General features: G+C 36.6%; 23 protein-coding genes. 17 read left to right on the top strand and 6 right to left on the bottom strand.

Annotated elements, in window-relative coordinates; genetic code table 11:
• Positions 1 to 13 precede the first annotated feature (13 nt).
• The 13 genes from I6E72_RS14400 to I6E72_RS14340 all read left to right on the top strand — a co-directional run bounded on the left by I6E72_RS14400 (position 14) and on the right by I6E72_RS14340 (position 14,663).
• On the top strand, positions 14 to 646 hold the full coding sequence (locus tag I6E72_RS14400) for a sulfotransferase (protein ID WP_165726049.1): 633 nt from the start codon (positions 14 to 16) through the stop codon (positions 644 to 646).
• Between the two features lie 47 nt (positions 647 to 693).
• Entirely contained in the window at positions 694 to 1,266 is a 573-nt protein-coding gene (locus tag I6E72_RS14395; RefSeq protein ID WP_007586685.1) for a tRNA-(ms[2]io[6]A)-hydroxylase, read from the top strand.
• Positions 1,267 to 1,479: 213 nt separating this feature from the next.
• On the top strand, positions 1,480 to 3,399 hold the full coding sequence (locus I6E72_RS14390) for a pilus assembly protein N-terminal domain-containing protein (RefSeq protein ID WP_024609061.1): 1,920 nt from the start codon (positions 1,480 to 1,482) through the stop codon (positions 3,397 to 3,399).
• Entirely contained in the window at positions 3,396 to 4,073 is a 678-nt protein-coding gene (locus I6E72_RS14385; RefSeq protein ID WP_197103537.1) for a tetratricopeptide repeat protein, read from the top strand. The genes I6E72_RS14390 and I6E72_RS14385 overlap by 4 nt, the downstream gene beginning before the upstream one ends.
• 535 nt (positions 4,074 to 4,608) lie before the next feature.
• Complete coding sequence (locus tag I6E72_RS14380; RefSeq protein WP_010552792.1) at positions 4,609 to 4,998, top strand: hypothetical protein; 390 nt, start codon at positions 4,609 to 4,611, stop codon at positions 4,996 to 4,998.
• A 97-nt stretch (positions 4,999 to 5,095) separates the two neighbouring features.
• Positions 5,096 to 5,863 carry a hypothetical protein gene (locus I6E72_RS14375; protein ID WP_182733528.1) on the top strand — a complete coding sequence of 256 codons (768 nt, stop codon included), beginning with the start codon at positions 5,096 to 5,098 and terminating at the stop codon, positions 5,861 to 5,863.
• 6 nt (positions 5,864 to 5,869) lie between these two features.
• The gene (locus tag I6E72_RS14370) at positions 5,870 to 7,168 is read left to right on the top strand and encodes a CpaF family protein (protein WP_039487860.1); all 1,299 of its coding nucleotides are present in this window, start codon (positions 5,870 to 5,872) and stop codon (positions 7,166 to 7,168) included.
• Positions 7,161 to 8,036: a type II secretion system F family protein gene (locus I6E72_RS14365; RefSeq protein ID WP_024589373.1), complete on the top strand. Its 876-nt coding sequence runs from the start codon at positions 7,161 to 7,163 to the stop codon at positions 8,034 to 8,036. Before I6E72_RS14370 ends, I6E72_RS14365 begins: the two co-directional genes overlap by 8 nt.
• Positions 8,033 to 8,848 carry a type II secretion system F family protein gene (locus I6E72_RS14360; protein WP_007586675.1) on the top strand — a complete coding sequence of 272 codons (816 nt, stop codon included), beginning with the start codon at positions 8,033 to 8,035 and terminating at the stop codon, positions 8,846 to 8,848. Before I6E72_RS14365 ends, I6E72_RS14360 begins: the two co-directional genes overlap by 4 nt.
• 9 nt (positions 8,849 to 8,857) lie before the next feature.
• On the top strand, positions 8,858 to 10,024 hold the full coding sequence (locus I6E72_RS14355) for a hypothetical protein (RefSeq protein ID WP_197112803.1): 1,167 nt from the start codon (positions 8,858 to 8,860) through the stop codon (positions 10,022 to 10,024).
• Positions 10,021 to 12,915: an ATP-binding response regulator gene (locus tag I6E72_RS14350; protein WP_197112802.1), complete on the top strand. Its 2,895-nt coding sequence runs from the start codon at positions 10,021 to 10,023 to the stop codon at positions 12,913 to 12,915. The genes I6E72_RS14355 and I6E72_RS14350 overlap by 4 nt, the downstream gene beginning before the upstream one ends.
• Positions 12,916 to 12,952: 37 nt before the next feature.
• Positions 12,953 to 13,378 carry a response regulator gene (locus tag I6E72_RS14345; protein WP_010552799.1) on the top strand — a complete coding sequence of 142 codons (426 nt, stop codon included), beginning with the start codon at positions 12,953 to 12,955 and terminating at the stop codon, positions 13,376 to 13,378.
• 460 nt (positions 13,379 to 13,838) lie between these two features.
• Entirely contained in the window at positions 13,839 to 14,663 is an 825-nt protein-coding gene (locus I6E72_RS14340) for an alpha/beta fold hydrolase (protein WP_197112801.1), read from the top strand.
• Positions 14,664 to 15,083: 420 nt separating this feature from the next.
• Here I6E72_RS14340 and I6E72_RS14335 read toward each other — a convergent pair whose 3' ends face one another.
• The 6 genes from I6E72_RS14335 to I6E72_RS14310 all read right to left on the bottom strand — a co-directional run bounded on the left by I6E72_RS14335 (position 15,084) and on the right by I6E72_RS14310 (position 21,941).
• Positions 15,084 to 16,043 (bottom strand): sugar-binding transcriptional regulator, encoded by a 960-nt coding sequence (locus tag I6E72_RS14335; protein ID WP_197112800.1) that lies wholly within the window; start codon positions 16,041 to 16,043, stop codon positions 15,084 to 15,086.
• Positions 16,044 to 16,291: 248 nt separating this feature from the next.
• Entirely contained in the window at positions 16,292 to 17,293 is a 1,002-nt protein-coding gene (locus I6E72_RS14330) for an ABC transporter ATP-binding protein (protein ID WP_165726033.1), read from the bottom strand.
• A gap of 10 nt (positions 17,294 to 17,303) precedes the next feature.
• Positions 17,304 to 18,134 (bottom strand): carbohydrate ABC transporter permease, encoded by an 831-nt coding sequence (locus tag I6E72_RS14325; RefSeq protein WP_002960878.1) that lies wholly within the window; start codon positions 18,132 to 18,134, stop codon positions 17,304 to 17,306.
• 2 nt (positions 18,135 to 18,136) lie between these two features.
• Positions 18,137 to 19,009 carry a carbohydrate ABC transporter permease gene (locus tag I6E72_RS14320; protein ID WP_002960879.1) on the bottom strand — a complete coding sequence of 291 codons (873 nt, stop codon included), beginning with the start codon at positions 19,007 to 19,009 and terminating at the stop codon, positions 18,137 to 18,139.
• A 146-nt stretch (positions 19,010 to 19,155) separates the two neighbouring features.
• Positions 19,156 to 20,460 (bottom strand): ABC transporter substrate-binding protein, encoded by a 1,305-nt coding sequence (locus I6E72_RS14315; protein WP_197112799.1) that lies wholly within the window; start codon positions 20,458 to 20,460, stop codon positions 19,156 to 19,158.
• Between the two features lie 152 nt (positions 20,461 to 20,612).
• A complete protein-coding gene (locus I6E72_RS14310; protein ID WP_197112798.1) occupies positions 20,613 to 21,941 on the bottom strand; it encodes a hypothetical protein in 1,329 nt (442 codons plus the stop codon).
• A gap of 528 nt (positions 21,942 to 22,469) precedes the next feature.
• On the opposite strand from I6E72_RS14310, the gene I6E72_RS14305 reads away from it, so the two are divergent.
• The 4 genes from I6E72_RS14305 to I6E72_RS14290 are packed head-to-tail and all read left to right on the top strand — an operon-like array spanning position 22,470 to position 26,735.
• The gene (locus I6E72_RS14305) at positions 22,470 to 22,853 is read left to right on the top strand and encodes a response regulator (protein WP_096793086.1); all 384 of its coding nucleotides are present in this window, start codon (positions 22,470 to 22,472) and stop codon (positions 22,851 to 22,853) included.
• A 13-nt stretch (positions 22,854 to 22,866) separates the two neighbouring features.
• Positions 22,867 to 23,772: an AAA family ATPase gene (locus I6E72_RS14300; RefSeq protein ID WP_165721882.1), complete on the top strand. Its 906-nt coding sequence runs from the start codon at positions 22,867 to 22,869 to the stop codon at positions 23,770 to 23,772.
• 6 nt (positions 23,773 to 23,778) lie between these two features.
• Positions 23,779 to 24,765 carry a DUF58 domain-containing protein gene (locus I6E72_RS14295; RefSeq protein ID WP_197112797.1) on the top strand — a complete coding sequence of 329 codons (987 nt, stop codon included), beginning with the start codon at positions 23,779 to 23,781 and terminating at the stop codon, positions 24,763 to 24,765.
• The gene (locus I6E72_RS14290; protein WP_197112796.1) at positions 24,765 to 26,735 is read left to right on the top strand and encodes a transglutaminase family protein; all 1,971 of its coding nucleotides are present in this window, start codon (positions 24,765 to 24,767) and stop codon (positions 26,733 to 26,735) included. The genes I6E72_RS14295 and I6E72_RS14290 overlap by 1 nt, the downstream gene beginning before the upstream one ends.
• Position 26,736: the final 1 nt, after the last annotated feature.

Below are 26,736 nucleotides of genomic sequence, written 5' to 3'. Positions count from 1 at the left end.
TAAAGAAAAGTTAATGAGCAAAATATTTATAATAGGTTTACCACGTACCGGCACTACTAGTGTGTGCCACGCATTTTTAGAGCTTGGTATTACAACGGCGCATACCGCGTATACTAATGCTTGTTTTGAAAATGCTAACGCGATTGCCGACACTCCCATATTTAATGACTTTAAAGCGCTTGATATTCATTACCCAGACTCTAAGTTTATTTATTTAGAGCGCGAACTTGGTGCATGGCTTGTATCAATAAAACAGCTTTTAACGCGTATGCACACTAATTTAACGCGCGGCGACGGGGGCTTTAATATTCATATAAAACGTTGTTATTTAAATACGTTTAGTGAGCTTTCGCTTAATAATATTAGCGACGATAGTTACTTAGCAGACTGTTATAAAAAACATTTTAATGATGCTCAAACGTACTTTAATAACCGTGACAACGATTTTTTATCCATTGATATAGCAAAGCCTGATAGCTATAAAAAGCTATGCAATTTTTTAGCGTTAAAAAGTGATAAAACTGATTTTGAAAAAATGAATATGGGCGGCAAAGTTACCGCGTGGAACGATATTAAACACCCGTTAAAAGTTGAATCTACGGCTAAAGGACGGATAGATAAATTACTGCCTTACAAGATTTTTTAAATCAAATACGTTAAAATCCCCGCATTATTATTTAAGTTGTACAGAAAATGTTTGAATTAAAATACCACACCCCATTTGAATGGACCGAAGTTGTCCTTGCTGACTTTAATACTTTTTTACAAGATCACGCCGCTGCAGAAAAAAAAGCATCGGGTATGGCTATGTCTATGCTTTCGCATTATCCAGACAAACGTAAATTAGTAAAAGCTATGACCGACTTAGCGCTAGAAGAATTAATACACTTTAAACAAGTACTTAAATTGCTTTTAGAGCGAGATGTAAACTTAGGTGACGACAAAAAAGACCCGTACATAAAACAAATACGTGCACTGTTTAGACATGGTCGTGATGGTTTTTTAATGGACCGATTACTGGTTGGCGGTGTAATTGAAGCACGTGGCCACGAGCGTTTTTCTTTAGTTGCACAAGCACTTCCTGAGGGTAAAGAAAAAGATTTTTATGTTGCTATTGCTAAGTCAGAAGAAAAACATAAAAACCTATTTGTAGAACTCGCTTACGAATACTTTGAAAAAGAAGAAGTTGATGTTCGTCTAGAAGAGCTGCTTATAGCTGAAGCTAAAATCTGTGAAAGCATCCCGTTTACAGCCGCTTTGCATTAATTAAGACTAGCGTAAAGCGTACTTTCACTCGCTTTGCGCCACACACCTCTGCTCTTATTTCTTTGTTAACCTCTTCATGAATTGTTGATTTGCAATTTGCGAATCAAAATAATAAAAAACACGTTTATACATCTTAATCCACTGATTATAAATACAAAAACCCTTGGTCTCATACTTGCTACCTATACAGTAAGCAAATTGAGGGAAAGGCTTATGTTAAAATTTATTTTTATACTATTACTAATATCTTTTACCGCTATGGGCAGTGAAAGTCATTTAGATTATATAGAAAATGCAAATGGTGAGCGGGTACAAAAAGTATCGCACTTAGTTAAATGGACGCATACTCGCTTTGTGTTTACCCGTGATATTTCTCGTATTGCACTTGGCCACGAAACAACACTTGATGTGAACGTGGTAAATGGCCGTGAGCTACTAATTTTAGCTAAAAAGTTGGGCCGTACATCTATGATGGTGTGGTACGACGATAAAAGCTCTGAAACATTTTTACTTGGCGTAACCGAAGACTACAGCGTACTAGAAAATGCCTTAAACGACATCCATCCTGACGTACAGCTAACCATAGCGCCTGATCGCCATGCTGTTGTATTACGTGGTGAAGTACCTACTATAAATTATCGTCATGCCGCTTATGAAGCTGCAAAAAACTACCTTTATGCCAGTAGCTCACAAGCATCACAACCCGTTATCACCTCAAATCCTAACCAAGGTATGTTTAATTCACTTGCTCAACGCTTGCAAGGCTTGGGTAACGCAAACGGCGGCAGCTCTCAAAACTCGAGTAAAGTCGCTATTATTAATTTAATAAAAGTAACTCAAGCACCCAAGCCTAAAGAAGAACGTATTAGCGAAGTAATAAAATCAATGGGCGCAGATAAAGTGACCATTAAACGCATCTCGGTTGATGAGTTATCAAATGACGACAACGATGTGTTTTTACTTTCCGGCTCTGTAAAAAACCAGATAGAGCTAGTGCGCTTATTAAATACAATTAATAAATTATTCGAACCAGAGCAAGCATTACAAACTCAGGGTTCTCCTCTTGATCCTAATAATTTAATGGGCGGCGCAACGCAGGATAAAAGTTCAGGTATTGAAGTACTTGCCAACGAGTCAGGCGGTTTAATAAATGATGCTACCTCAGGATTAAATTTAAGTAATGTGAGTTCTAATATTGCAAGAGCAACGTTGCTGTCAGTGGCTGGCGGTAAAGTTTTGTCGAGTATTGAAGTTGAAGATTTACCGCAAGTGCGTGTATCGGTGCAGCTATACGAAGTAAATCAACGTAGGTTAAAGCAATGGCGCCCAGATATTAGCGTGCTCTCTAATGGATATGAAAAAGAAGCGGGTTTATTTGGCCGTGACGGTATGACTAATCGTGAATCTGGCTCTGCAACAATAGAAAATGCGCTGCAATTAATTGGCGGTCAATTAACTAATAACTTACAGCTTTCTACCTCACAGTTTGCCATTGATATGTTGTTTTCATTACTTGAACAAGAAGGTATTTCTCGAACGCTTTCTCGCCCTACAATCACGGTTTTAGCCGGCGAAAGTGCCGTATTTAAAGTCGGTGGTGAAGTACCTGTACCTACAAGTTATAGCCCATCTGGAATTACAAGCGGGCAGCAAGGTAGTAGTGGGTCGGTGTTTAGCGGTACAGAATTTAAATCATTTGGAGTTGAATTAAATGTACGCGCCATGGTTGACGACAAAGACAGAATAACACTTGATCTAAACCCAGTAATTTCATTACCCGATACCACGTTAACCGCCGAAATTGCACAAAGTACAGGCAGCAGTTTAAACAGCAGTGCATTTAATACACGCAGCATGCAAACATCAACGCGTTTAAAAGACGGACAACCTCTTATTATTGGTGGCTTAATTAGCACTGATAACAATGCAAGCCACGACTTTGTACCTGATGGCAACGGCAATAGCATGCTAGGAAAGTTAAGCGAAACAACCAGCAAAAGTGAAAACAACCGCGAGCTTATAATTGTTGTAACTCCAAACCTGGTGCGTGAGCCAATTAATACATTACGTTCGTGGGAGCAGGCAAATATAGACACCCAGGTACTTAGCTATATACAGGAGCAAGGGCTATGAAAATATTTTATATTATTTTACTTCTTACTTTATCGGGTTGCGCTCATATTGATTACAAGCCAACAGTAAATCCTTACAACGCGTTGGGTGACATAGTTAAAAAATACCAATTAAACGCCCAACCATTAAAGTGCGAAGGTATTAATGCAAGTAACTGTTTGAACCTAGTGCATGAGGTGAATCAGTTAATGCTTGAACACCCCGATAACACGGCAATACTTTCAATATCGGCATATGTACTTTATAAAAGTGGCCGTGCTAATCAGTCTCAACAGGTTATAAACACTCTGCTTAATAAAGCTAACCCGCCGTTAAACGCAATTACTTTAGGGGTTACGTTAGCAATAGAGCAAGGTAATTTAGCTAAAGCAAAAAGTATTGCTCAATACGGCGTTGATGTTTTTGGTACACATGCTTCACCATACCTGCAAATGGCCTCTATACATTATGCCCAGGGCAACTACGTTATAGCTTCAAACTACTTAGAGCTTTCGGTTAAGTTTGGTTTAAATAGTACCGCCTATTTTTACCATAAAGGGTTAATTGAAGAAGCTAACAGCAATAATTTATTGGCCTGTGGCTACTATGAGCAAGTTTTACGTGCAGAACCCACGCATAAAAAAGCACTTGCTAGGCGCGGTAAACTCTCCGTTTTAGGTAATTGTTATTCTTAAGGCCTTCGGGCCTTTTTTTATGTCTACAATTTGGCATTATTAATACCAATCTGCTTATATATGGGGTCTATTTAACATTAAGAAAATTACGCTAGAACTAGGCAAAAATTTTTGTATCTAGTTGTTCTAAATAAAAAATTTTTAACGACGTTATAGTGCAATTTAATTCGTTAAATTGATCAAAGATTTATGCAGGTTGGTATAAGGAGCCAAAACCACTTTATTATTTATCAAAAATAGGAGTAAAGCTTACGCTCATCCTACGTTTTATACATAACCTCACAAGATTGCTTTTAATATTTCCCCCTTACACTATCCACCAGTTTTAATAATACTTTCAATAACGTAAACCTAGCATTATTTATCTAAAATATTTTTAATATTGATTTGCATTTTGCAAATCAAAAATGAAAACATCTAATAAACAATAACCATTAAAAACATAACTAACTGTATTTAATGGTTATTTATAGCTGGCATGGTCCTCGCAATATGTAAAGTGAGCATAAGCTCTTCTAATTTAAAGGCTACGATTATGAAAACTATTAAACATAACTTAAATAGCAAAAAGCAAAAAGGTTTTGTACTAACGTCAGAGCTAATCATTCTTTCTACTTCAATGGTAGCAGCACTTGTAATTGGTTTATCTACATTACGTGACTCGGTAACCAGCGAACTTGAAGATGTAGCTGAAGCAATTGGCTCACTTGACCAAAGCTATGTATTTGACGGCATGATTAACGCCGAAGGCACTGCTGAAGTGTCTGGCTCTGGGTTTGTGGATTCAGTTGATGTGTACGCAGGCGATGGCAGTTCATTCACTTTTGTTGCATCAGACTTTAGTGAAAGTGCCGCACTTGTTAATGCAACACCAAGCGGCGATGCTGCAACACGTACAGCAGCAGGCGGTTCGCAAGGTAACTAACGCAAGGTACCCAATATAAGGCAACCAGGTTTGAATACCAAGCTTAAGGCTCACTGCCACAAAAGTGTGGCAGTGAAAGTTACTCTGGAGGAATATTATGAAAAGTAAAAGTAACAAAGGCGCAACCACTGCGGCTCTCACATTACTCATCACCTCTGGCATGTTAGCTTCGGCTTTGGGCATTAGACAGGTAAACGATGAAAATAACGTAACAGCTTGGGTAGTAAACAAAAATATGTCGGCCGGTCAAACAGTAACCGTTCACGATGTAGAACAAAAAAGTATAGATCCAAGTAACTATTCAAATATTGCACTGAGCGTTCAAAATCCGCGTGCATTAATTGGTCAAAAATTAGCAACTAACAAAATGGTTGAACAACCCTTGTTCGACACCGATTTTATTAGAGCGAAAAGCCAAAACTTATCAGAAGCCATTCCGGCAGGGCGTGTTTTATATACTTTAAAACTAAACACCTTAGATATTCCGCTTTCGCGCATACACAAAGGTGACCGACTCGACATAGTCGCTAAAACTAATCGCTTAGTAAGAACAGTTGCCCGTGATGTACAGCTTATTGGTGTTTCAAAAGGTCCTAAATCGCAAGCCGCTAAAAGTGGCGTAATGGATAATTTAGCTAAAGAGTCTAACTCCGCTGCGGGCGGTGTTTCGTTAGTCCTTGCGGTACTTCCAAAAGATGTTTATTCGTTGGCGGGTATAGATAACGCCGACAAAGTTTCAATTATTGTGCATAGCGCTTATGACATTGAACAAGGTCGTTTGCAAAACTTTTCACGCTTACAAACCAGTCGCACAATCGAAGTGGTTAAAGGCGTTAAAAATGAAGCTGTATATGTAGCTAAGTGAGTTTTTATGTTTAATTTATCAAGCAAACATGAAGAAGTTCAAACCAGTTTAAGTACCTTTGAAGAGCTTAAAAAGCTATTGCACGATGCCGTTATCGAAGAGTACGAACAAGAACCAACCGCGCTTTTATCAAGTAATGTTCTCGAAAAAATCTCTGCTTTGTGCAGTGAAATTCCACAATTTAATCAATCTTCATTTAATCAACACCAACAAGAGCAGGTTGTTCAGGCTGTATTTGATGAAATTCAGGGTCTGGGTCCTATTGCACAGTTTATGCTGGACGATCAGGTGAGTGATATTTTAATAAACGACACGCAAGATATTTGGATTGATAAACAAGGCAAACTACTTTGCACAGCCAGTAAGTTTGATGACGAACGCCATTTACGCCGATTTGTTGATCGCTTACTTGATGGTTGTGGCCGACAAGTGAATGCGCTTATGCCAATTGTTGATGGCAAACTAAAAGATGGTAGCCGTGTTCATATTATTGTACCGCCTGCGTGTACCAGCGCAGCTATTGTGTCTATTCGTAAGTTTAACCATAAAAAAATAAACGATGACTTTTTAGTTAATAACCATTTTTTAGATAAAAACATCCTATCATTTTTAAAAAGTGCAGTTAAAACAGGCGTTAATATTTTAGTATGTGGCAATGCCGGGGCTGGTAAAACGTCATTATTAAACGTACTTGCCAACTCAATTAATCCGAATGAACGTGTTGTAACCATTGAAGAAAGCGCAGAACTTAATTTGCATCACAACCACGTTGTGCAATTAGAAGCCCACGACACAAACAGCGATGGTAAAGGTGCAGTTAGCCTAAGAGATTTAGTAAAAGCAGCCCTTAGAATGCGCGCAGATAGAATACTTGTTGGAGAGGTACGCTCAGGCGAGGTAATCGATATGCTCCAAGCAATGAACTGTGGTCACCAAGGTTCGATGACGACCATACATGCTAACAGCGCAAATGATGCCGTTATTCGTTTATCTACCTTAGTGCAGTTACACAATGCACAACTGAGCGATACCCATACAAGTTCGCTAATCGCGTCGAGTATTCAACTTATTGTGCATGTTTCTCGCTCAACTAATGGCACCCGAACTCTAAAAAGTATTGGTGAAATTAAGCGTGTTAATGGCGGCGCACATTTTAGCCCGCTTTATAGTATTAACGAAGCAGAGCCTGTACAAAGTGAGTTAATAGATAACTCAAGTGTTATTGAGTTTATGAAAGGCCAAGGCGCAAATGCAAAAGAATTAAAAGCATTACTGCACAATAACCCGGAGGCTAACAATGACTAAACTTGATTATTTATTAGCTATAGCGGCGGTTATAACCTTTGTACTTGCAACTAGTGTGTTGGTTTCTTTGTATGCTAAAAATAAAAGCAGCCAAGGCACTAAAAAAGTAGATATTTTAGAAGAAAAAGACGTACTTACTCTGTCACTACGAGTGCTAGGCTTAAACATAAGTAACGCCTGGTTTATAAGCATGGCGTGCTCGCTCTCTAGTAGCTCATGGTTTTTAGCTAAATTATATTATCCAGAGGCATCAACCAGCGCGTTTATTATTTCAATCGTGGTTTTTGTAACCTGTTTTATAACTGTGATTGACTTGGCTCATTATAAATTAGCAAAATTTGAGCATCATTTTTTAGAATTTATTGAAACCGTACAATCGTGTTTAAGCACTGGGCTATCGCTACAGCAATCAATGCAGTTTGCTGATGAACATGCAGACCCATATATAAAAAAACAAAGCACCTTACTAATACAACGCATGAGCATGGGTAGTGATGCCGAAACGTCGTTTGCCCCTTTAATTGAAAGATACAACTGCGAAACCGTAAGATTGTTTGCTCATAGCATCATTACACATACACAAAGCCAGTGTGATTTAACCGACATGCTAAAAAGCGTATGCAACATGATGTCGCTTCGGACCCTCGACCGCCAACAGCTAAAAGCTAAGCTTTCGGGCACTAAATACGCTGCTGTATTTAGTGGTTTTTTACCTTACGCACTAATTCCTTTATTTAGCTATACCGATCCAACCTGGTTTGAACCATTATTAAACGACCCTAATGGTATTGCATTTATAACGGTTGCGCTTCTTTGTCAGCTATTTGGTTTTTTATGGCTACGCCTTAGCTTAAGGGTAACATTATGATTGATATACTTTTACTTATCGGACTTTTAGTAAGTATGGGGTCATTTATCCATATTCATAGGCAATCTCTTAAAGTTGAATTAGATAAACCCGATACTAAAAACATTAATTGGTATCCGCTAATCATCATCTCTAAACGTCAACTAAGACAAGCAGGGATTCAAATTAATAAAATATTAATAAGCCTGTACTGCTTCAAAGTGGCTGCTACTTTTAGTGCATTTACGGTTATAGAGCTAACAGGCTATGAGCTGAGCCAATCGATTAAATTGTTACTGTGTTTTATGTGTTTTTTTGCACCCGAATGCTGGTTTTTATTACGTAAAAATCAACGCAAAACCACTATTAATAACAGCTTAGAGTTTTTTTTACGGGTGTTACTGGTTTACATGCGCGCTGGATTTTCACTAGAGCGCTCATTTGCACTGGCGGTTGATCATGGATTAAGTCAAAAACACCCATTATACAAAGAGCTAAAGTTATTTTTATTCGAGCTTAGCGCAGGTAAAGATCGTGAATTTGCATTTAATTCACTTTTTGAAAGAACCGGCGTATTAGGAATTAAAAAGCTCGCCAACTTAATGTTAATAGGGTCAAAACTTGGTACGCCACTTATCCAAGCAGTAGAGGCTCAACTTGAAGGCCTAGCTCTAAAAAAGAACATTTTACTCGCTAAAAAGGTAAACAAAAAAGCGATGCACACAACCTTTCCCATTATCTTAATTTGTTTTCCGATGTTTTTGGTATTGGTGTTTTTTCCCGCAGCATTACAAGTAATGAACGTACTTAAAATGCTTGTAGAAGTGTTATAGGAGCCTGATATGAAAAAGCATTATCAACAAGGGTACATACTTACTATTGAGCTTATATTAATTATTACAATTTTAATTATTGGCTCAATTGGTGGGGTGATTTTAGTAAGGGATGCCCTTATTAAGCGCCATCAAACTAAAGTAGATAATCAAATTACTGTCGTTGATGCTAATAATACACCACTCGGTATTGCAGTAAGTTTTGATGAGCACCAAGCACCACTCATATTTTATACAGACCGGGGGGCAAACAGCACATACAGAGCGCTAATTGGCATACGAGATGATAGGTTTACCTCACGAGAAGCTGTTTATTACGATGCTCCAAATTGCCAAGGTAATCCGTGTTTAAAGGGCTTAAGCGATGAAGCAACAGACAGCCAAGGTGTGAGTAAACTAAATAATACCGGTAATGTAAGTTATATAAATGCACTACAGCAAGGTCCAAATTATGCAATAGGGCAGTTAGGTAATACCGTTATTGGTCAGTTATTAAGAAGTACGCCACAACAATGCCCAGCTAATAGTGAACAAATTCTATCTCGTTATGTATCGCAAAAAGTAGTAACAGGCTCACCTTGTGAAAGCTTTGAAATAGATAAGCAACCGGCCGACAGCAGTTGTTTAGTTGGCTTGACCGCTTTGGGTCGTCCACTTGTAGGAGCCGACGGTCGAGAGTTGGCGCTATCATGTGACACATGCCAAGCAGGGTACGAATCGCAAGGCGACATACTTGATTTATATTTACCCGAAGTAGAATCCCTCTTAAAAGATGCACTTAAAGCGCTTAAGTTCGTTCTTATAGGAACAAACTTTGATATAGAGCTTGGCACTATATGCTGCCCAGAAGGGACACGCTTAGAAGAAGATGAAAACATTGTAGAGACACTCGTCTTCACTATTTTACAAACTACATTTGAGCTCGCCGGTATTGATTTAGTAAATAACCTTATTATTAGTGAAACACTGAGCTTAATAGGGATTGAGCCAGGCATTACATATTGCAAAACATCACTTAATTTAGTTAATGCAGAACAAGTAATTAATATCACCACAGGCGAACCTGCACTTAGTAGCTTAACACCACCATTTAAAGTTTTACTGCCAGTACATAGCAGCCAAAACAGTACAACGTGGATACATACTCCCCCAAAAGGGGAAGGAGAACGTCAATGAACGCCTCAAATATATTTACTTCACATGCTAATTTAGAAGATACACAAACTGATGAAATATCAACAGAAATTAAAGAAACGCTAACACTACTAAAACAGTTTTATGATGTTCCAATTGTTAAATTTATCGATTTTAGAGAGGTTTATTCAGAGCAGTTAATAACCTGCAACGATAAAGAAAGCGTCGAAAATGAGTTATTAAGCTATCAACAACGCTGCACACAAGAAAAACTATATTTATTTGAAGATACCTTTTTTGATGATGTATCAAACAACACGCACAAATTAATTCGTTTTTATGCACAATATCCAATTTATAGTGTCACTAATAAATTAATTGGCGTAGTGCTGATGGCCGATTTAGCACCTAAAACATTAATAGGTTCACAAAAAGATCAGTTTATTTCATTTGCTCAATTATTGCAGACACAGTTAAATAAAAATTCAGATTCAGTAAGTAATCAAAGTACTAAGCCTGAGAAAAAAAATTATGGTGAAAAGTATATTCATGTATTTAGTTTAGCGCCCGTCGCATTTTTAATTGCATTAGTATTATGCTCATTCACTGCATTACTTCTTTATACTATTGAAAAAAAGGAGCTGCAAAGTAACTACAATCAACAAACCCAGCAATTACGTAAAACGTTATTTAATGCATTAGAGCGATTTGATAATCAAGGATTGTATATATCTCAAAAAGATTTAGTTATTGCAGGCTTTTTGCAAAGCCAAAATAACTATACAAAAGAGCAGCTTAACAATTTAGTGCAGAGTCAGGTTTCACAAAATTTAACTTACAAAGGGTATGTTGTGTTTGATTCTGAGTATAACCAGCTTGCACTTTGGTCAAAAAATAATTTTGATTTAGCCGCGTACGGGTTTACAAACTGGTTAGAAAAATTTAATAAAAGAGCAAATAAACAAGCAGTAGAAGTATTTACGGTTGCTGATACGGCCTTCTTAATTTCTGAAATAAAAATAAAAAAAGGCTCTATTTATACACTTACAGCATTTGATTTAAGTAAGTTTTTAAAAGCCGTTATTGGAAAATTAAACACTGAAAATTATAACGTTTTTATAGCAACACCACAGTTTACTTTAGGAAAACAAGGAGAAGTAAACCCGAGTATAATTAAAAGTAGTATTAGCGCTTTAAGCAGTCGTTTTCCACCTACTTGGCGCTTGCATGTGCAACCAATGAATAAAATAGTACGACCACAAATAACTAAATACAGTTTAATTAGATTAGGGTTAATCTCTTTTTGTGTATTCGCGTTTGTGTATTATTTTTTACGTTTGCCAAGGCGTTTACACAGTGAAATAAAACAAAAAAATCAGTTAATACTCAATAGAGAAGCGCTTTTTTCAAGTTCTCTGGATGCACTGCCGCATGGGTTTGCTATTTTTAATAGCCACGAACTTCCTGTGATTACCAATAATGCTTTTAATCTTTTATTTGCACAGGTGAATAAACAAAACAGTCAGCTATCGTATAGCCAGCTGATAAGTATTGCGCAGCAGCATAATATTATAAATCACTACCATGAACATCATAAGCTTGATGATGACCGTAACCAATTAATAGATATAGGTTTTACAGACGGGAAGTGGATAACTGTATTACAAAGACATACAGATTTTAATGGCTTTGTTTGCTACTTTAGAGATGATACAGAGGCACATCAAAAAGAATGTTTACTCGCTGATGTTCTCGAAAAATCAAAACAGACAAATCAATTAAAAGAAAAATTTGTTACAAGGCTTAGTCGTCAGTTAAAAACGCCTTTATCATCTTTAAAGTCATTAGTTGAAATATCTAAAGATCCAATAAGCTTTAACGAATTTAAAAACAATGTGGGGAATATTTCTGATGCATGCGACCAGCTCGAAAGTGTAATTCAACAACTCGTAAATATAAATAAATCGGAAATAGGTAAGTTAAAGCTTCAGGCCAAAAACGTAAACCTAAATCAAATGATCAATAATAATATATCGATTTTAGCTAAAGAGGCTGAAAATAAAAGAATCGTTCTTAAAAATAATATTACGCCTGAATTAACGGTCGCAAGCGATGAAAAGTTAATTTCTCAATTGGTTATTCAGTTAGTGACTGAGGTTTTGGATTCATCGAATAATACAACGCTTTCAATTAACGCTCAGATTAAAAATGAAAGTAAACGTAATTACTTACACCTCGATTTTTCATTAAGTAATTTGATCGACAGTAGTAACTTTATAACTGAGCTTAAAAGTATATCGGGTGATGATATAACGCGCTTTATAGATGATAAAGACGTGTCATTAGAGTTAAAGTTTTTTATTTCAATATTTAAGATGTTAGGTGGTAAAGCGATAACTATAAGTAGTAACGCGAATAAATCAACGATATCACTTTCTATGTTGGTAAACATAGCAACCAAACAAGGTAAAGGCAACGAGCAAGGAGTACCAAGTAGCTCATTAACAAATAATGATTTAGTAAAAGCGAGTTTAGTAAAAGCGAGTTTAGTAACTAACAAACACCAAAACACGCTATTACTGGTTGATGACGATCCTCTTGTTGAGATTGTAATTAGAGCGATGCTAAAAAATGAGAATATTAAAATAGATTACGCGCGCAGTGCAATAGAAGCGATGTTGATGGTATCGCAAAACAGTTACGACATTATTTTAATGGACATAGTAATGCCAGAATTGTCGGGAACTGACGCTATGTTAAAAATTAAAAAACACAGTGACAATTTGAAAACTAAAATAATTGCGCATACATCGACACCCGATACAGATTCAAAATACGTTAACCAGGGCTTTGATGACATGCTATTAAAACCAGTAAAACAAGGTGTATTAATAAATCAAATAACACGCATTTTAAAAGATAAATCGTTATAAATTAGCGTATATTACTGGAACAGTAATGAGGTAAAACATGAAAAACACTATTGAAAATATGGCTGAAGTTATCGAGTTTAAAGTAACGCCAATAAATAAAACTAAACGACTGCTTTTAGTAGATGATGACTTGCTAATAGAAATAGTAATTAGAAAAATGCTTAACGAAGAAAATATTTTAATAGATTTCGCATCAAGTGCTATAGAGGCGCTACTTATGGTTTCTCAAAATATTTACGATATTATTTTAATGGATATAGTAATGCCGCAATTTACAGGCACCGACGCAATGCTAAAAATAAGAAAGCATGCTGACGCATCAGCAACAAAAATTATCGCTCATACATTTAGTGAAAACGAAAATAGTGATAACAAGTATGTGAAGCTTGGGTTTAACGGCCTGTTATTGAAGCCAGTTAAGCAAAGTGTATTAATAGAAAATATTAGATATTTTTTGGAATGATAAATAGAAACAGTAGGGCGGTTAACTATTTTTTATTTATAGCTTACTAAAAAGTTAAATTATAATTTTTGAAAGCACTAATATTTATTAGTGCTTTTGCGTATATGAACCTTTAATGTATTTAAATTTGTAAAAGTTCTTTAATAAGAATAATTATTTCAAATTATTCCTTCAAAGTATTACAAACTACGCTTTTGTAATTGTTGCATGTATACGAGTCATCGTTTCACACTTCTTAAAGCGGTTTGATAATCACAATTATTAAACACTGCAATATTATAAAGTCAGTAAATTTATTTAGCCTAGAGCCCACGTATCACAGGGGTTTAACTTTTAAAACATTAAGATTTTTTAATAACTAATAAATACTCATATTGGGACGGAATTTGCTTTATAAGGCTATATTCTAATTTTATAGTTTACTAAATATTATAATTTTTAAAGTTAAAGAGGCAAAATTATGAACAAGACACAGTACGTTACAGTAGAAGGTCATCAAATTGCTTATCAAGAAATGGGACAAGGAACACCTTTATTATTGATACACGGAATACCAACCAATAAATTTTTATGGCGAAATGTGATGCCAAAACTTGCATCAAAATATCGAGTAATAGCGCCTGATTTACTAAACTTTGGTGAATCTGATATGCCAATTAACACCGATGTATCTATAAATGCGCAATGTAGAATAATGTGTAAGTTTTTGGAAGAACTCGGTATTTCTAAAGTTAATATTGCTGCACATGATATTGGTGGTGGTGTTGCTCAATTAATGGCTGTAAATCATCCGGATAAAGTAAACGGGTTGGTTTTAATTGATAGTGTATGTTTTGACTCTTGGCCAATACCAGAATTTGAACCTTTGCTAGAACCAGGTGTAGAAGAAAAAACAACTGTAGCTGAATTTGTGGATACATTAAGAGATTTCATGCCCAAAGGTGTTTACGACTCGAGCGTAATGACTGAAGAGTTGATGAAAATATACTTAGCACCATGGAGTAATGAAAAAGGAAAAGCCGCTTTATTTAGTAACATGCGCAGGCTCAATAAAGAATATACCGAAGCTATTACAGGCGATCTTAAAAGCTTACCTCATGAAACACTCATAATATGGGGTAAAGAAGACAAGTTTCAAAAGCCAAAGTATGCGCCAATGTTAGAAGAAGCAATTCCAAATTCATCATTGATTTGGATAGATAAAGCCGCTCATTGGGTTATTGATGAACATCCAGATAAAGTGTCTGAGCTTATTAGTGAATTTATGAATAATAAAACATTCTAGTGAATTACTAGGTTTATTAAAAAGCTATTTGTTTCAATACTTTAAGTTTGATTGGGTAAAGTGGCGAATAGGCAATCATTGTAATACCGCTTGATTATATTAATAACCAAGCGGTATTTTTATATGTTCAAGAACCTAATACCGTAAATGGGTAAGGCACTAACTATTAAGATAAGTAGGTTAATGCTTATTAAATAGTCAAAATATCGCGTTTATACGTTAATTAATGAAGGTGAGTAACTTGGTTATGTATTTATTTATGCTATTTAACATAATATAAATTATAGGTAGTTAATGCATATATAGAAAGAGCGCTTAAATGCGCCCTTACTATGTCCAATACTAGACGGTATCGGACATTAAGTGGCTTTATTGCAATAACAGGTATTACTAATACAGATACTTTATTTATCAATTTGTTTAATCAATACTTAATAAACGCTCAGCTGTATATTCGTTAGTAATTAATCCGCTGATCATGTTTGACCTTACTGCGCCCAAAATGGCCAACACTTTTTCTTCACCAGCAGCTATCGCATAAATCTGTTTGTTAGCATTTGTTTTTAATGGCGTACTTGCTACACGCTGATTAACTGTGCAATCTAAAAGCTTACCGTTTTTATCAAACACCCAACTAATCATTTCACCAACGGCACCAAGATCTTGTAACTCTTTAAGTTCTTGCGCATCAATAAAACCATCTATATGTAATGGCGACTTTTCACCTAAGCTACCAATACCCACTAATGTTACATCGGCATCTTTAGCGAGTTTTAAATTACCGGTAATATTTTGTTGTGCATGTAACTGTTCTTTTTCTTCAATACTTCTTGGTAAAACTGGCAATGGCATTGGGTAATGTTTTGCATTGGTGTGTTCGGCCATTCTTACTACAACATCATAAGGTGAAGCCGATCCATCCAAAGCCATATTACCTAGCATTGCTACAATTTTATGTTGCGGACAATCAACAGTTCTTAGCTCATCTACACATGAACGTAAAACTCGACCGGTTCCCATAGCAAGTACTTTGGGTTGTTCTGATTTTAAATGACGTTCTATTTCAGCCGCGCCAGCTTGAGCCAAACCAAGCGTAGACGATGGTTCAGACGGATCGCTCGGTACAACTTCACACGAATCTAACCCAAAACGGCTTTTTAATTTTTCGGCCAAGTCCATACATTTAGCAATCGGGTGGTCAAGTCTAACTTTAATTAGACCTTGGCTCACAGATAATGCGACCATTCTTTGTGCAGATTGACGAGATATATTTAGCTTTTTAGCAATTTCATCTTGTGTGTTACCGCCAACATAATATAACCACCCTGCTCTGGCTGCATCATCTAGCTTTCTAATTTCTGTATTTGATAGCTTTACCACGTAAACCTCTTAAAATAGAAGGAAAACTAAATCCTTATTTTCATTACATAATTTTAATTATATGTGCTGCTATATAAATTATTTTATTAATTTTGGAATATCTATTTATCAATAACGTTTTTGTTATTTATAATTGTAAATATACCATCCCTTAATAAAAAATACCTAGGTTTCATAGGATTATGTAATTAGAATTTAGTTAATAGCACCCTTATAAAGGTGCTATTTAAGGTAATTAAAAATTGGCTTTAGCGAATAGTTAAACCGTTATTATCAAACTTTAATACTTTATCTGCCGGTGCGCTTAGGTAAATACTGTCGCCATATTTTAATGGGCAATCACCATCCGCTTTTACTGTTACGGTACCTTTGCCTTCAATATTTATATGTAAAAAGCTCTCCGATCCTAAATGCTCAATTACACCTACAGTTCCAGCCCAAGTACCTTGCTCAGTAGAGAGTGTTAAATGCTCTGGTCGTATACCAATACAGCTAACATTCGCATCTTCATTTTGTGGAGCATCTATAAAATTCATTTTTGGCGAACCTATAAAACCAGCTACAAATTTGTTTACAGGGTTTTTATAAAGCTCTAAAGGTGTGCCTACTTGTTCAATAATACCGGCATTAAATACCGCGATTCTATCTGCCATTGTCATGGCTTCAACCTGATCGTGTGTAACATAAATCATTGTTGTAGCTAAACTTTTATGTAATTCAGATATTTCTAAACGCATATTTACACGTAGTGACGCATCAAGATTTGAAAGTGGTTCGTCAAATAAAAATGCCGAAGGCTGACGTACAATTGCGCGCCCTATCGCTACACGCTGGCGCTGACCGCCCGACAATTGCCCAGGCTTTCGGTCTAAATAATCAGTTAAATTTAGAATTTTAGCGGCGTTAGCAATTTTACTTTCAATTTCTGCAGGGCTAACCTTGGCTCTTTTTAAAGGAAAAGCAATATTGTTACGCACTGTCATATGCGGATATAACGCATAGGATTGAAACACCATTGCTAAGCCTCTTTTTGCAGGCGGTGTTTTTGTAGCGTCAATGCCATCAATTTCTATATTACCACTGGTGGTATCTTCAAGACCTGCGATCATACGAAGTAATGTAGATTTACCACAGCCCGATGGACCAACAAAAACGATAAACTCACCGTCTTTAATTTCTAAGTCGAGCGGTTTAATTACGTTAACTTCATCAAAGTTTTTAGTGACTTGTTTTAGTGTGATGCTGCCCATGTGTATTCTCCTATTTTACTGCGCCGAAACTTAATCCACGCACTAATTGTTTTTGACTAAACCAACCAAGTATTAAAATGGGCACAATGGCCATGGCAGATGCTGCCGATAACTTAGCGTAAAATAACCCCTCAGGGCTTGAGTAACTGGCAATAAATGCCGTTAAAGGTGCAGCATTTGCAGCGGTTAAAATAAGTGTCCAAAATGCTTCGTTCCACGACAAAATAACATTTAACAATAGCGTTGAGGCTATACCCGGTAAGGCTATTGGCAATAAAACATGAAATATTTCTTCACCAATTGTTGCGCCATCCATACGTGAAGCTTCAAGTATTTCGTTTGGTATTTCTCTAAAGTAGGTGTAAAGCATCCATACCATTATTGGTAAGTTAATGAGTGTCATTACAATCACTAAACCTAATTTTGTATCGAGTAACGCAAAGTCACGAAACAATAAATAAATCGGAATAAGTACGCCTACTGGCGGTAACATTTTGGTTGAAAGCATCCACATTAATAAATGCTTTGTTTTTTTAGTTTGTACAAAAGCCATAGACCACGCAGCAGGTACCGCAATTAATAACCCCAGTAAACTTGAACCTAACGATATAACTACAGAGTTCCAAAAATGGTTAAAGTATGGCGAGCGCGACAGTACATCGCGGTAATTTTCGAGCGTCCAATCAAACGCATATAAGCTTGGGCTTGCTGAAATTGCTTCGGCTTCGGTTTTAAAACTGGTGATTAACGTCCATAAAATTGGAAAGAAAATCATGCCGCTTATTGTCCATGCAGCAATGGTATAAATTAGTTTGGAACGACGGCTATCTTTTATAGTCATAATTAACCCTCCAAGTTTTTGCCAATTAAGCGCATTAAAAATATAGCGACTATATTTGCAATAATAACTGCAACTATGCCCCCTGCCGAACCGCCGCCTACATCAAACTGAAGTAGCGATTGCGTATAAATTAAGTACGTTATATTGGTTGACGAATAACCAGGACCACCGCTGGTTGTAACTAATATTTCAGCAAAAATTGACAGTAAAAATATAGTTTCGATTAATATAACCGCAGTTACAGCGCGCGATAAGTGCGGTAAAACGATGTAAAAGAACTTACTAAATGGGCCAGCTCCGTCCAAATCAGCCGCTTCTAATTGTTCACGGTCGAGTGATTGTATTGCTGTTAGCAGTATTAAAGCTGCAAACGGTAACCACTGCCAAGACACAATTATGATGATTGAAAATAGCGGCATTTGAGCAAAAAAGTCGATAGGTTCAAAGCCAAGCCAAATAGCAAAGTGTGCAAATAAGCCATTAACTGGGTTCATTAGCATGTTTTTCCATACCAATGCCGACACAGTTGGCATTACAAAAAATGGGGCTAGTACCATAATGCGAACGTAGTTTCGTCCCCATATTGCTTGGTCTAGTAAAATAGCTAAGCCAATACCACCACAAATAGTGATAAGTAAAACCCCAGTTACTAGGTAGAGCGTGTTAAAAAATGATTCAAAAAAAGCCGGATCAGTTAGGAAAAATTCATAGTTTAAAAAGCCTACAAACTCTTTATCCCCTGGAACGAGTAAGTTGTAATCAATAAAAGAAAAATACAGTGTCATACACAGCGGAACTATCATCCAAGCAAGTAATAAAATTACACTTGGAAGAAGCATAAACCGAGCAAGCGTGCGCGAGTTAGTTGTTGCCATAAAGGTGACCTTAAAAAAGCCAATTCTATTTACTTGTTAACTATCAAGTGAAAATCAGAAACCCTTGATAGCGTTTATAACTAACAAGTAAATAGAATTGACATAAAATATTGGGTAAGTTTGAGTACTTACCCGCCCATTACATGCTATTTAGGATAGCGAGCTTTACGCATTTTTCGCTCAACGAGGTGCTGAGACGTACTAAGCGCTTGCTTAACGGTCATTTGGCCAGTTAATGCTGCTGAGAATTGTTGCCCAACAGCTGTACCAATTCCTTGAAACTCAGGAATAGCAACAAACTGAATACCTACATAAGGCACCGGTTTAACGGTTGGATTTTTAGGATCTGCAGATTGGATAGAATCTAAGGTAATTTGCGCAAACGGTGCTGCGTCCATGTACTTTTGATTACTGTAAAGTGATTTACGTGTACCTGGCGGTACTTTTGCCCAACCTTTTTTGTCAGCTACAAGTTGAGTGTATTCTTTTGATGTCGCCCAGCTAATAAATTTCATTGCGGCATCTGGTTTTTTGCTGCTTGCCGGTACGGCTAAAGTCCAAGACCATAACCAGTTACCGCGTTTACCTAGACCATTATCTGGCGCAAGTGCAAACCCTACTTTATCGGCAACTTCTGAGTCTTTTTTATTAGTAACAAATGCGCCTGCAACGGTTGCATCAATCCAAATACCACATTTTCCTGTTTGGAATAGTGCAAGGTTTTCGTTAAACCCGTTTGCAGATGAACCAGCAGGTCCTGACTCTTTCATTACATCGACATAATACTGAAGGGTATTTTCCCACTCTGGAGTATTAAACTGTGGCTTCCAATTCTCATCAAACCAACGAGCACCAAACGAATTAGCCATTGATGTAATAAGCGCAACGTTTTCGCCCCAACCTGCTTTACCACGTAAACAAAGGCCGTAAACACCTTCTTTTTTATCTGTCATCGCTTTAGCAGCTTTGCGTATAAAGTCCCATGTTGGGGCTTTAGGCATTGTCAGCCCCGCTTTATCCATTAAATCGGTGCGGTACATAACCATTGAGCTTTCGCCATAAAATGGGGCAGCATAAAGTTTGTCGTTAATCGTTAAACCGCTTCGGATTGCTGGGATTAAATCGTCTAAATCGTAATTTTCACCTAAATTATTTAACTCTTTTAACCAATTTTGTTTGCCCCAAATTGGTACTTCATAAGTACCTATGGTCATAACATCGTATTGGCCGCCTTTTGTTGCTACATCGGTAGTGACACGTTGGCGAAGAATATTTTCCTCTAGGGTGACCCATTTTAGATCTATATCAGGGTTTTGGCTGGTAAAGTCATTGCTTAATTCTTTCATGGTGATCATGTCACCGTTGTTAACAGTCGCTATTGTAATTGTTTCTTTTGCCGCAGCGCCCATGCTTATGAAGCCACACGCGAGCATAATTAATTTATTTTTCATCGGGTATTCCCCATACACGTTATGTTTTAACAAGTGCTATTAAATTTTAATCTATTGCCAATTCTATTTATGGCAGTTTTAAAACATAAAACTGCCCGCAAAGTCCCTTTTTAGGTTCTTTGTACAAATAGTTAGACTAGTTGGATAATGACTTAAAATTTAACAGAGATCTCAGAAGTGAAGCCGTCAAATCCTTTACCGATTTGGCCGCCCGAATTAACACCTTCTTCTTGGTTAACATACTCAACTTTTAAAAGCGTTTTATCGTTAAACCAGTAACCTGCGGCTACTTGAATACGCTCTACTGTGTTGTCTGTTTGTTCAATTAAGTCGGAAGTGTTTTCGGCTTCTGCATAACGAGCCGCTACATATAACTTTTTAGGGATTAGATATTGTTGTGCTTCAAACACGAAGTACTCAACCGATGAGTCGCCTTCTATTACACTGTTTGAATCAAAAGTAGTGCCATTTTCATCAGCTATGCCGTTTGTACCAAAGTAGGTAATACCGGCAACTGCATTACCAGCGGCATCTGCAAATGTGTAATCATCAGATGATTTACCAACCATAAAGATTAGGCTTGTTTCGTCAGATGGTTGATAAGCTAAATTAAGCTGGATGATTGATTGCTCAAGCCCTGGCATTGCGCCAACGTGAGTGTCACGCTCGTTTGAAGGTGACGCTGAGAAGTTATAGTTTTCACCATCGCCAAAGCGATAGTTTGTTGTGGTTACACCATCAAGACTGGCTACGCCATTTTCAAAACGTAACTGGTCGCCTTGATTCGCTTTTAATAAGTTTAAGCCTGCTTTAAAGCCACCTTCAAATTCTAGAGTACCTTGAAGTCGGTAGTTATAACCTCTGTCTTCTTGAAAGGCTTCACCGAAACTAGAAGTCGTAATGTGACCTGTAACATTATAAGCACGTACTACACCACTATCGAAAGTTTCGCTGTAACTTAGCTGTGCGCCGTTTTCGGCGGTTGCGTAATCGGTAATACCATTACCAATAAGTGCATTATTTTGGTTATCTGCGCCGTCTTGAAAACCTTTAAATTGAAATGATGAGCCACCAATATTACCCAAACGCAGTGTTAAATTTGCGTTTTCTTTTGGTGTGCCATATAGACCTAGTAAGTCAAATTCAACACCTGCAAAATCGTTGTGAAATGAAAAGTCACGATCTTCGCCACCAAAGTCATTAGGCTCTTCTGCAATATCTATATCGGCAGTGATGAACTCGTTAATATGAAATTTAAGCATTAGATTAGCTCTAATACGGCCAAATCCTGATTCTTGTTCTTCATCTTCTGGGCGAAATGCGCCGTCTTTAGCTTGAATTGACTGAAAGTTTTGCATTAGTAAAAAGTCTACGTCAACGCGATCTAAATATTCAGAAATATCAGCCTGTGCTGGAGCCGATGTAGCCATAGCTGCCGCTATGAGAGAAATTGCAAATTTAGTCTTTTTATTATTCAACATAATAAGCTCTTTATTTAGTGTGGTGTGTGATGCCAACTTTATTAAATTACATATTCATTTAATGAAATTGGTATTAATTCAGTGTGTATAGATGAGGCTATCTGAGCAAAACATTAAATAGTTAATGAAATTACACTTGTGAGCATAAGCCCATCTACTGAGCATAATCACAGAATGAATTTGGAAGGTCAACGATTTTTTATTACAAAACGTTTACAAAAAATCGAATTTATATGTAAATATTTTTGAATCAATAAGTTAAGTAGCAAATTTGTTACATCAAACTTTGAGGAAATAAGGTGTTGGATTAAGGGATTTATTGTAGATGCGTCATTATTGTTCAATACAACTAATGTATATATAAGTTAGTAGAAGATATGAAAGCAGGTAATCCTTTAAAATAGGCTGTTGGGAAAACCTATAAACAGTTTATTTATTAGTGTTTTTTAAGTAACGTTCTTGAGCTTATGATGGGGTTAGCTTAGTATTAAAGCACTTAGATGTATTCAAAATAGAAGTAACCTACATATGGAATTTGTTCGCCCGCTAGAGCCCATCCTCATTATTGATGACGTTAAGGAAATTCGTGATTATCTAAACCAAATTTTAACTGACTTAGGGTTTGAAGATATATTAGAAAGCGCTGATTTTAGCTCTGCTAAACCTATTATGGACAATAAACCGCCGGGCGTAATATTTGTAGATGTCGATTTACCTGACTCTAACGGTGAAGAGATATTGGAATACATTAATAGTGCTTACCCACACACTCATGTTGTTATGTGTTCGGGCCACAATAGTCTCGAAAACGTACAAAACACGTGGGAAATGGGTGCTAAAGGCTTTATTGCAAAACCCTTTAACACAAAAAAAGTCGACACTGTAATGAAGCGTCTTGAAATAATAGAATAATAATAAGGTTAGCATGCATAGTACTGTTACTGCGATTATAGAAGATCTTTCGACTGTTATATTTGGTAAACAACAGCAAATAAAACTGGCACTTACATGCTTATTTAGCGAAGGGCATTTACTCATTGAAGATTTGCCTGGTATGGGAAAAACCACTCTTTCTCATGCATTGTCAGCTGTGTTAGGTTTATCGTATCAGCGTATTCAATTTACCAGTGATCTTCTGCCTGCTGATATTCTGGGTACTAATGTATTTAACTCTACCGAGCACAGTTTTACGTTTCATAAAGGCCCTATTTTTAGCCAAGTTGTTTTAGCTGATGAAATAAACCGCGCAGGGCCTAAAACACAAAGTGCGTTGCTTGAAGCAATGGAAGAGCAACAAGTAACAGTTGATGGAAAAAAATATACGCTGCCAAATCCATTTTTTGTGATTGCAACACAAAACCCGCTCTACCAATCAGGTACTTACCCGTTACCTGAGTCGCAATTAGACCGTTTTTTAATGCGTATTAGCTTAGGTTTTCCACCTAAAGAAGCCGAAAAACGCTTAATTTTGAATATGCAAAAACGAGATTACAGTCAGTTACCTAAGCGTATTAACCAACAAGAGTTAGCGGCAATTCAAACCCAGATAAGCCAAATTACTTTAAGTAGCCCGGTTATTGATTACATTATAGAGCTTGTTAATTACACACGCACAAGCAACGCTTTTGCATCTTCGTTATCACCGCGTGCCAGTATGGCTCTTGCTAAAGCGGCTAGGTCGTGGGCCTTTATTGATGGTCGTGATTTTGTAATGCCAGAGGATGTTCAAGCCGTATTTGCAAGTGTGTGTCAGCATCGTTTAGGTTTGCATAATGAGTCAGGTGAAGCGCAAGTAAACGATATTTTAAAAAACGTTTTAGTTCCGGTATAAACTTTTATGCCAAAAAAAACAGCTAAGCGCCCTTCTTTATTTAAGTCATTTAAGCGAAGTGTATTTAATAAGTTATTAAAAAATAAGCATTTAAAAAACTCAATTACACTTGAACACAGAACAATTTATGTATTGCCATCGTCCCTAGGTTGGTACTTTGTAATTGTGGCTATTTTAAACTTTGTAATGGGCATTAATTATCAAAATAACTTAATTTTAATAATGTCTTATCTTATGTTTGTGGTGATGATTATTGCTGTATTAATGGGCTACAGTAACGCTAAAGGCTTAACGGTTAAATTTAAAGATGCATTTAACAGCTACGCACCCCAAAAACCGAGTATTGTATTTGAATTACAAAGCCCTTCTGTTACCCAATCTATTAATTTAACATATCAAGGTAGTGAGCAAACTCACAAACATACCGACGAAGTTGATAGTAAACCTCAGTTACTTACACTCAACTTACCCTACAGCTCACGCGGTAAGTACTCAGTGCAACGTATTAAAATAGCGAGTAACTACCCCTTTGGCTTAATAACTGTTTGGAGCTACATTCAATTACAAACAGTTGTTTTTGTATACCCGTCGCTTGAACAAGTACGCAGTGATGCGCATGTTTCTATGCTTGATGAGCAAGCCGATAAAGGTATTTCTACACAATCTGGTAGCGAAGAGTTTGAGTCGTTAATCCCACATTTACCAGAGATGGGCTTGCAAAGAGTGTCGTGGAAGCATTACGCAAAAACACAGCAGTTGTTAGTAAAAGAGTTTGTAGACTTTAAAACAGCGAATGCGCTCTTCGATTTTACGTTAATGAATGGGGATACAGAACAACGTTTAAGCCAGTTATGCTTTTTAGTGTGTGAAGCAACCGAAAAAAATACCCCTTTTATGTTAAAACTACCGAGTAAAACAATAAATACAAATACCGGACAGCAACATAAGCAGCAGTGTTTAGCGTTATTGTGCTCATTTAATGGTGGTGAGTAATGGATATAATTAAAAACGAAAAAGTAATAAATTATTCACTGTCTTTTATATATTCATGTTTAATTGTATTTTTTGTACCACATTTACCGCTTGTTTTTGTTGGTGTACTTACACTCATTTGTGCATGGAACTTTTACATAACGCTGAGTAATAAACCAAAGCCAAATGCTTGGCTGGCAAACATACTCGCAGGTGTTTCACTTGGTTTAATGCTCTACACCGTAGGTATGTCGGATACGGTTATTTTATTTGTGGCCATGCTGCTACTTGCTAGTTTATTTAAGCTGCTGCAGGCTAAAACCAAAAAACACTATCATGTAATTACAACGCTTACGTTTTTTTCACTCTCATCGGTGTATTTATTTAACCAAAGCATTTTAACGACTTTAACTGTAAGTGGTTTATACATATTAAACTTTGCAGTACTTGGCTTACTCGAATCCAAACATAATTTAAAAATAGCCTCTAAGCAAAGTGGTAAATTACTACTTTTAGCGCTTCCTTTAGCTGTCTTTTTACTGCTTTTTTTACCAAAAATGCCCGCCTTTTGGCAGCTTCCCGGGCCTAAGCTTGCAAAAACAGGGCTTTCTGAACAAGTCGATCCTTTCGATATTGCAAAGCTTTCAAACTCAGATGAACTTGTGTTTAGAGCTAAATTTAACGAAGAAAAACCTGTAGCGCCTTATTATTGGCGAGCAATCGTCCATGATGAATTTAATGGCAATGCGTGGCTTACGTCTGACTTTTTAAAATATAATAATTTAAAAGCAAATACGCAGAGCAAAAATGATGAGCAACTTATTGCAAGCTACTCAGTTATTACAGAGCCTGCTACACAAAAGTGGCTTTATGGTTTAGCCTATTCCAGTAGTAACTCACAAAATGTTGAAGGTAATTCGCTAGGTTTATTGCGAAAAAAAAACCGACAAGCTAAAAACTTACAATACGATGTAAATAGCTTTAACTTTGCAACTTTACCGCTTGGCGAATTTGAAGAAAAACGCTACAAATACCTAACCCATAAAAAGAATATAAAAACATCATCACTTGCTAAAAAATTAAAGCAAAAAACACACTCTGACCGCGATTTTTACAATAGCTTATTACAATACTTTGCAGGTACGGGATTTACTTACACGCTAACTCCTACACCTATGAGCGGCGATAATACAATTGACCAATTTTTATTTGATAATAAACGAGGTTTTTGTGGTCATTATGCAAGCGCTGCTGCGTACATTTTTAGAACCGCAGGTATACCCGCTCGATTAGTAAGTGGTTATTTAGGCGGTGAATTAAACCAAGATAATAATACGCTAACAGTTCGCCAGTACGATGCGCATGCGTGGGTAGAAGTATATTTACAAAACGAAGGTTGGGTTATTTTTGATGCAACCGCTGTTGTCGCACCGGAGCGTTTAAATGGCTCGCTTTCGCAAAACGAAGAGCTGAATGACGAATTTAAAAGTAATCTTGATTTTGGTTTAGTGAGTTTAAGTAATTTCCCCGCTATTAATTGGTTAAGGTTGGAACTTGAAAATCTCGATTATCAATGGTCTAGCTGGGTACTTGGTTTTGACGAAGAAAAACAAAATGATTTTTTAAAATCAATTTTTGGTAGTAAAAACATTTGGCTTGTACCATTAATGGTTTTACTAACAGCTGGTTTTTGTTTTGTAGGTTATTTTGTTTATTTAAACTTACCAAAACGCCCGACTAAATTAGCGCCTATGGTTAAAGAATTTTATGAAGTAAAAGCATGGGCGAAAAAACAAAAAATAAATACACCCGATAATTTAACACCAAGTCAGCAGTTACATTTTTTTGCTGATCAACTTCCTCGTTCTGCACAATCTATAAACACATTTAGTCAGTTATTTAACCAAGTACGCTATAGTAAAAAACCTTTTACGAAAGAGCGTAAAACTCAGGCTAAAGATCTGATAAAATTAATTAAAATTTCCAAATAGA

Source organism: Pseudoalteromonas sp. NSLLW24, from assembly GCF_015864725.1.
Lineage (GTDB): Bacteria > Pseudomonadota > Gammaproteobacteria > Enterobacterales > Alteromonadaceae > Pseudoalteromonas > Pseudoalteromonas arctica.
This window is presented reverse-complemented; position numbering and strand designations above follow the sequence as displayed.